A 6,361-nucleotide genomic window follows, 5' to 3' on the forward strand; every position below is an offset into this window, starting at 1 on the left:
GGCCAGAACAACCAGGCGCTGGTCTCCAGCCGCCCCCAATGCCGTTCATGAGGCCAGCTACCGTTAGGTTCCCGGAACCACAGCCGGTGCAGAAGCGGCAGAAAATAAGCCGCATTGAGCAGGCTACTGAGTACCAGCACCACAACCACCCAGCCCATGTTCGCTTCCAGCGCTCCGGTGCCCATGGTCCATTTGGTGATAAAGCCCGCCAGTGGCGGCGCCCCGATCATGCCAAACGCGCCGATGGTGAACGCCATGGAAGTTCCGGGCATGCGTCGCCCGGCACCATCCATTTCATCAATACGGTGAATGCCCAGTGTCTCGGCATAGTTACCGGCGCAGAAAAACAGGGTGATCTTCATGATGCCCTGGTGCAGCAAATGGACAAGCCCTCCGACCGCCGCGACTGGCCCGAACATCGCAATCCCGAGGACGATGTAAGACACCTGGCTTACCGTCGAGAATGCCAGCCGGCGCTTGAGATCAACCTGCCATAGCGCCCGGAGCGATCCATAGAGCATGGTAAATGCCGCCAGCCAGGCCAGGGGTTCCAGCAGACCCAGGGCCGAGGATGCCTCCAGGCCGTAGATGTCGTGAACCACCCTCACAATGCCGAAAGCCCCCGCTTTGACCACGGCTACGGCATGCAGCAGCGCACTGACCGGGGCCGGCGCCACCATTGCCTGGGGTAACCAGCCATGTAGCGGGAACAACGCTGCCTTTACTCCCAGCCCGGCTACAAGCAATACAAAAATCAGGATCAGCGAACGGTGCATGTCGGGGTCAGCATCGACGAAATGGCCACCCTCTTTGAATGGCAGGTCCCCCGCCACCCCGTGCAGCCATGCAATCGCCGCCAGCAACACCGCGCCACCACCAAGTGTATAGATAATGTAGGTTCGGCCCGCTTTCAGGGCCTTCTCTGTGCCCCGGTGTACCACCAGCGGATAGGTGGACAGGGTCAGCATTTCGTAGAACAGGAAGAAAGTGAACAGATTGCCCGCCAGCGCAATGCCCATGGTGCTGGCCACGCAAAGGCTGAAGAAGCCGAAGAACCGGGCGCGATTGGGTGAATCCTCAAGATACCCGACGGCGTAGATGGTGGTCAGCAACCAGAGCACCGCTGATAGCCCCGCGAACATCATCGACAGGCCGTCGGCCTTGAGCACAAATTCCACGCCGGGCACCATGGTGAAGCTCAGCCCGTACTCCACGCCGTGGAAAACACCCCAGACCATCACCGCAACCAGCGCCAGCTTCAACCCAGCGGCGCCCAGGTTCACCGCCGTCCGCAAACGGTAGCCCTTTTCGGGTAACGCAAAGATCACCAGCGAGGCAAGCAGTGACGTCATCAGGGCGAGCAACGGTATCCAGGCAGTCAGTGTCATGACGAGCCCTCCTCTTCGAAGGGTAACGCCATTACCGACAGCACTTCATCCGACACCAGCCCGAGACCAAGGGCCATCAACGCCAGGATCATCGGAATGACCTCCAGGCTCCTGGACGGATGGTAGAACTGGTCCGGCCCCTCGCTGTCCAGGAACGAAGCCCGATAGATCCGGAACACATACGCCGCCGAAAGCAGGCCGCCGGCCAGCAACACCAGCACCCACCACCACTGGCCGCTGCCCAGGCTGGCCTGCAACAGCAGCCACTTGGCCGCAAACCCACCGGACGGTGGCAGGCTCATCAACGACACCCCGGCCAGGCCAAAGGAAAACAGTGAGAATGGCAGGAAGCGGCTGACACCGGTCAGTGCATCCACACGACTGCTTCTGGTGGACAGAATCAGGTTACCGGCAGCAAGAAACATGGCCGCCTTCGCGAGCGCGTGGCTGATAACCTGCAGAGTGATGCCCTGCTGGGCCTGCAGCGACACCGACTCAGACACCGAAAACGTCAGCGGGAACAGCAGAAACAGATAGCCGATCTGGGCCACCGAGGAATAGGCCACCACCTGTTTCAGCTCCTGCTGGCGGCATGCCAGCCAACTGCCCCAGACCACTGCAGCGCTGCCCAGCAGGCCGACCATTTGCGCCGCTGCCAGGTTACCCAGCGGCTCGCCAAGTTCCAGCCACAGCCTGGCGGCAATGTAAAACGATGCCTTAACCACCAGCGCCGACAACAACGCGCTGACTGGCGATTTGGCAATGCCATGGGCCGGGGGCAGCCAGCGGTGAAGAGGAAACAGGGCCGTCTTCAGGGCCAGGCCGGCAACCATCAGCGCAAGTGCCAGGCTGGAACCTGCCGGCACAGGCTGCTGCTCCAGCCAGAACACAACCCCCGCAATCGATAAGGTGCCGAACTGCCCGTAGATCAACGCGACACCAAGCAGATAGGCCAGTGACCCCAACAATGCCGCCAGAAGATATCTGATAGAGGCCCGCAGCGCCCCGGCTTTGCCGCCCAGCGCCACCAGGCCCACTGCAGAGAGACTGATCAGCTCCAGCCCGACATAGAGGTTGAACAGGTCTCCACCCAGCCAGACGGCATTCAGCCCGGACCAGAGAAACCAGAACAGGGGCCAGAAATACCGGTGCCAGGGCTTATCCGCATCGATATAGACCCCCGCGTGCCACCCGCAAGCGCTGGCTACCACCGCGGTAAGCAAAACGAAGGTGACCGCAAGTCCATCTACTCGCAACTCGATCCCCAGCGGCGCTTCCCAACCGCCAAGGCCGTAGTAGAACCCTCCATCGCGGGAGACCGCCAGCCAGAGCCCCAGCGACACCGCAACCTGAACCAGAATGCCGACCCAGGTAACCAGGCGGCCCCAGGTGAAGTTCATCAACAGCGTCAGCACCGCCCAGGCCAACGGCGTAAACAACAATCCGGCCAGCAACCACAGGGTCATTCCGCTCCCCCGTCCCGGGAGGCAGACTCGCCGTCAAGGCTCGTCAAACCGGACAGGTGGTAATAACGCCGAATCAACACCACAGCCAGCGCAGTGGCCGCAATAGCCACAACAATGCCAGTCAGCACCAGGGCGTGAGGCACCGGATCCGGCCCGCCCTGATGCTGTGGCAGCCCTACCATCACCAGAAACACGCCAGACCCCATGATATTGAAGGCCAGCAGCTTTCGAAGCAGGTGCGTCAACCACAAAAGCCCGAACAGGCCGATGCCACACAACAGGGCGCCCGCCAGTGCATACAGTAGTGATGCCGTCATGATGAAGAGCCCTCTTCCGGGTCCTCGGCGTCATTGACCGGAGCGGACACAAACAACGCCAGCAACACCATGGCAATAGACAGGGTCAATACTGATTCGATGACAACAATCAGCGTTTTGGTCATCCCCGGTGGATAGGCCAGAAAAGCGTCACCACCAATGGCACTTGCCACCGCTACCAGCAGGAACACGGTAAAACCCAGGGCCAGGCCCAGGCGCAACATCAGGCCCGGGCGGAGGAACTCCATCGGGCGCCCACCAAGGCGCATCAACACTCCCGTGGCTGCAAGTACTGCCCCGGCCTGAAACGCACCACCAGGTCGATCAGAGCCTGCCCATAAAAGATACCCTGCCAGCACCAGCATCAGCGGCACGAACCAGCGCTGCAAAGCATAAAGCAGCGAGTCCGAGGTGCGCAGTTCCGGGTCTTCCAGTGATGCGGTCCTGGCCATGGAAATACCGGCAATGCCAGCGACGACCAGAACGCCAATCTCGAGCAGGGTGTCGTAACTGCGGAAATTCAGGAGCACTGCGGTGACCGGATGCTCAACCCCGCTGCGGTTCAGGTTTTCAGAAAGCAATTGTGGCAGATCCACGGGAGCGGAGTTGCCGGCTATGGTCCAGACACTGAGCACCAGCATACCCGTGAAAGCAAGGCAGACCAGAGCAATTGCAAGGGTTCGCAAAGTCCGGATCATTGCCTGCCCCCTCCCCGCTTCTGACCTCCGGGCCGTTTGCTGCCGAGGTGGCTGACGGCATCCAGCAAAAGCACACCAGTCAGCCCGGCGCCAATAGCCGCCTCCGCCAGTGCGATATCAGGTGCCTGCAAGCGAACCCACGCCACAGCCATCAGCATCCCGAAGGCAATGAACACCACCACCGCCCGAAAGAGGTTTTCTGAGCACAGAGCTGCCACGGCAGTTACCACCAGGGCCAGCACCAGTAATCCGTCCAGCAACCACTCAGCCATTGCGGTCTTCCCTTCCAACGCTGGCGGTGTTTCCGGACCTCACTGCCCGTGCAACCAGGTGCGCCGAAGTGGCACTGGCTGCCAGTGCCACCAACCAGATCAATACCACCTTCAGAGCCGATGCCGTTGACGGGGCAAAAGGCAACAGGGCAAGGGCAATAAATCCCAGCCCCAGATTATCAATCTTGGTAAGCGCATGGATGCGGCACAATGTATCCGAAAAACGAAACAGTCCAAGGGTGCCGATGCCAAAGAAAAGACACCCCACCACCATGAGCAGGACCTGAGCAAACTGGACGACGGATTCAATCATGGGAGCTCCTGTCCTGAACGGGCAGGGTGTCCTCATCTGTGTTTTCCATGCCCACCACCCGGGTGACAAAGCCCACCACTGCAAGCACTGACAATAATGCCAGAACCAGCGCCACATCCCTGAGCGAAGGCATACCCTGGGCTTCCGCCAACACCAGTAACAGGGCCACGCCGGTGGTGCCAAACAGCTGCGAGGCCAGCATGCGATCGGCGGGGTACGGACCGCGCCAGATACGCACAAGCGCCACAATCAGGTTCCCCAGCAGGAATACCGCAACCATATTCAGCATCAGGGTCATGGAGTAGCCTCCCCGGCTTCTTCATTGTTCAAACCGAAGACCCCTGCAACTTTCCGCTCGGCGAGGCGAACATCCTCTTTAACGGGCAAGTCCAGATCCAGGCAATGCAATTCCAGGCTCGTACCCATCAAGCGCACACTGAGCGTGCCCGGCATCAGCGAAAGGGCGTTGGCCAGGAGCCAGCGGGGACTACCTGCGGGCAGGCTGGTCCTGATGGTGATATATCCGGGATTGACGGGTACCGAAGGGGACAGCAGGCGGCGCCCGACATCCACGCCCGCCGCCACTGACCGTAGAATGAAGTAACCGGCGAATACCAGAGCCCCGAGCGGGTGAATCACATGGAGGGAGGGAGGGTAAAGCCTGCAGGAAAGCAGACTCACCAGAATAACAATGGCAGCGCCGGGTGCCAATCCCGATGCGTCACCTTCTGTCATCACCCACCAGGCGGCATAGAGGATACCTGCCCGCAGGAAAAAGGCTCTGAGCAAGAGCATATAAATTCCCTGTCAGCTTTCCATGAAGCCTACCACAGCCCCGATTGCGGCAAGAACTGACAGCTTTGCAATCGTCAGTCCGCACTGGCATACCATGGCACACCCGCTCGCTCGCACCGTTCCAGCTCAGCTATTACCTGGGCCCCCAGCAACAGGATGATAGAGCCCACTTCCAGGCTGATCAGCAGCACAATAATGGTTGCCAGAGAACCATAGATCACGTTCACGAATGACACGTTCAGAAAGTAGTACATCATGACCAGCCGGACCGCCTCCCAGAGAATGGCCGCTACAAGCCCGCCGACCAACGCCCGACGAGGCGATATGCGCACAATGGGCAGTACCTTGTAAATCGCACTGAACATGATAAAGACGCTGAAAAAGCTGAGCAGGTAGAGGATAAGCCCCGGCTCTTCGTAAAACATATTAACGAAAGCAAACAGCAGGGTCAGCGTCAACAGGCCGATCCCCAGAACCAGCATGAATGCAAAGGGCAGGACGGCTGAAAGCCAGAAGCCACGTCGCGGATTCCCCGGACGGTGAAAGATAATGGCAATCGAGTCTTCCAGCATGCGGAAAGCAAATGAGCTGAAGAAGAGCAGAACGGGAATGCCGGCAATTCCAATGATATCCCTCGATTCCATGAAGGCACGCACGGCATCCAGCAACACGCCGGCATGGGCAGGCGCGAAATGCTGGGCCTGAATCCCCATGACCTCCAGCAGCTGTTCCTCTTCCACCACGCGGGTCAGCAGAACCCCGAGCAAAGCCAGCAGTGGCACCGCCGACAACAGGACGTTATACCCCACCCCTCCGGCCAGCAAAATTCCATGGTTCTCGAAAAAGTCGCGCAACACCCGGCGGGAGAACAGCCAGAGCCGCCTCATGAATACAACCGGGGAACCGTCGTTTTCCGTCATCTCAGTCTTTGCCCAGTCCAGTTATCCGTTCCCGTTGGTCACGGTTTTCTGATACCAGCGTGGACTTATTCTCCAGGGTTTCAAGGGCGAGGCCATTCTCGAGCGCAGAAAGGAGGCGGGATCTGCTCCAGCGGAGCATTGGTCAGAGTCTGAACCTGGCTCTGACCAATATATTCTATTCACTGTTCTAGC

Annotated in this window: 9 protein-coding genes; all 9 read right to left on the reverse strand. The window is 59.6% G+C overall.

What is annotated here, in order from left to right:
• Positions 1-1,388, reverse strand: a 1,388-nt coding sequence (locus tag ACESMB_RS14120; protein ID WP_372971889.1) for a complex I subunit 5 family protein, incomplete at its 3' end; no start/stop codon positions are given.
• A complete protein-coding gene (locus ACESMB_RS14125; protein WP_372971890.1) occupies positions 1,385-2,854 on the reverse strand; it encodes a complex I subunit 5 family protein in 1,470 nt (489 codons plus the stop codon). The genes ACESMB_RS14125 and ACESMB_RS14120, both read right to left, overlap by 4 nt.
• Positions 2,851-3,171: an NADH-quinone oxidoreductase subunit K gene (locus tag ACESMB_RS14130; RefSeq protein WP_372927199.1), complete on the reverse strand. Its 321-nt coding sequence runs from the start codon at positions 3,169-3,171 to the stop codon at positions 2,851-2,853. Before ACESMB_RS14130 ends, ACESMB_RS14125 begins: the two co-directional genes overlap by 4 nt.
• Positions 3,168-3,869, reverse strand: coding sequence for an MnhB domain-containing protein (locus ACESMB_RS14135; RefSeq protein ID WP_372927200.1), 702 nt, complete (start codon positions 3,867-3,869; stop codon positions 3,168-3,170). Before ACESMB_RS14135 ends, ACESMB_RS14130 begins: the two co-directional genes overlap by 4 nt.
• The gene (locus ACESMB_RS14140; protein WP_372927201.1) at positions 3,866-4,141 is read right to left on the reverse strand and encodes a Na(+)/H(+) antiporter subunit B; all 276 of its coding nucleotides are present in this window, start codon (positions 4,139-4,141) and stop codon (positions 3,866-3,868) included. The genes ACESMB_RS14135 and ACESMB_RS14140 overlap by 4 nt, the downstream gene beginning before the upstream one ends.
• The gene (locus tag ACESMB_RS14145) at positions 4,134-4,454 is read right to left on the reverse strand and encodes a cation:proton antiporter (RefSeq protein ID WP_372927202.1); all 321 of its coding nucleotides are present in this window, start codon (positions 4,452-4,454) and stop codon (positions 4,134-4,136) included. The genes ACESMB_RS14140 and ACESMB_RS14145 overlap by 8 nt, the downstream gene beginning before the upstream one ends.
• A complete protein-coding gene (locus ACESMB_RS14150; protein WP_372971891.1) occupies positions 4,447-4,752 on the reverse strand; it encodes a monovalent cation/H+ antiporter complex subunit F in 306 nt (101 codons plus the stop codon). The genes ACESMB_RS14145 and ACESMB_RS14150 overlap by 8 nt, the downstream gene beginning before the upstream one ends.
• Positions 4,749-5,249, reverse strand: a complete 501-nt coding sequence (locus ACESMB_RS14155) for a Na+/H+ antiporter subunit E (RefSeq protein ID WP_372927204.1) — start codon at positions 5,247-5,249, stop codon at positions 4,749-4,751. The genes ACESMB_RS14150 and ACESMB_RS14155 overlap by 4 nt, the downstream gene beginning before the upstream one ends.
• A 74-nt stretch (positions 5,250-5,323) precedes the next feature.
• A complete protein-coding gene (locus ACESMB_RS14160) occupies positions 5,324-6,136 on the reverse strand; it encodes a YihY/virulence factor BrkB family protein (protein WP_372971892.1) in 813 nt (270 codons plus the stop codon).
• Positions 6,137-6,361: the final 225 nt, after the last annotated feature.

Origin of the sequence: Marinobacter sp. (genome assembly GCF_041686475.1) — a bacterium.
Classification (GTDB): domain Bacteria; phylum Pseudomonadota; class Gammaproteobacteria; order Pseudomonadales; family Oleiphilaceae; genus Marinobacter.

Excerpts from the sequence above, each read along its gene's own strand:
- ACESMB_RS14150 (WP_372971891.1), bottom strand. The coding sequence starts at position 4,752 with ATGACCCTGATGCTGAATATGGTTGCGGTATTCCTGCTGGGGAACCTG.
- ACESMB_RS14160 (WP_372971892.1), bottom strand. The coding sequence starts at position 6,136 with ATGAGGCGGCTCTGGCTGTTCTCCCGCCGGGTGTTGCGCGACTTTTTC.
- ACESMB_RS14145 (WP_372927202.1), bottom strand. The coding sequence starts at position 4,454 with ATGATTGAATCCGTCGTCCAGTTTGCTCAGGTCCTGCTCATGGTGGTG.
- ACESMB_RS14125 (WP_372971890.1), bottom strand. The coding sequence starts at position 2,854 with ATGACCCTGTGGTTGCTGGCCGGATTGTTGTTTACGCCGTTGGCCTGG.
- ACESMB_RS14135 (WP_372927200.1), bottom strand. The coding sequence starts at position 3,869 with ATGATCCGGACTTTGCGAACCCTTGCAATTGCTCTGGTCTGCCTTGCT.
- ACESMB_RS14155 (WP_372927204.1), bottom strand. The coding sequence starts at position 5,249 with ATGCTCTTGCTCAGAGCCTTTTTCCTGCGGGCAGGTATCCTCTATGCC.
- ACESMB_RS14140 (WP_372927201.1), bottom strand. The coding sequence starts at position 4,141 with ATGGCTGAGTGGTTGCTGGACGGATTACTGGTGCTGGCCCTGGTGGTA.
- ACESMB_RS14130 (WP_372927199.1), bottom strand. The coding sequence starts at position 3,171 with ATGACGGCATCACTACTGTATGCACTGGCGGGCGCCCTGTTGTGTGGC.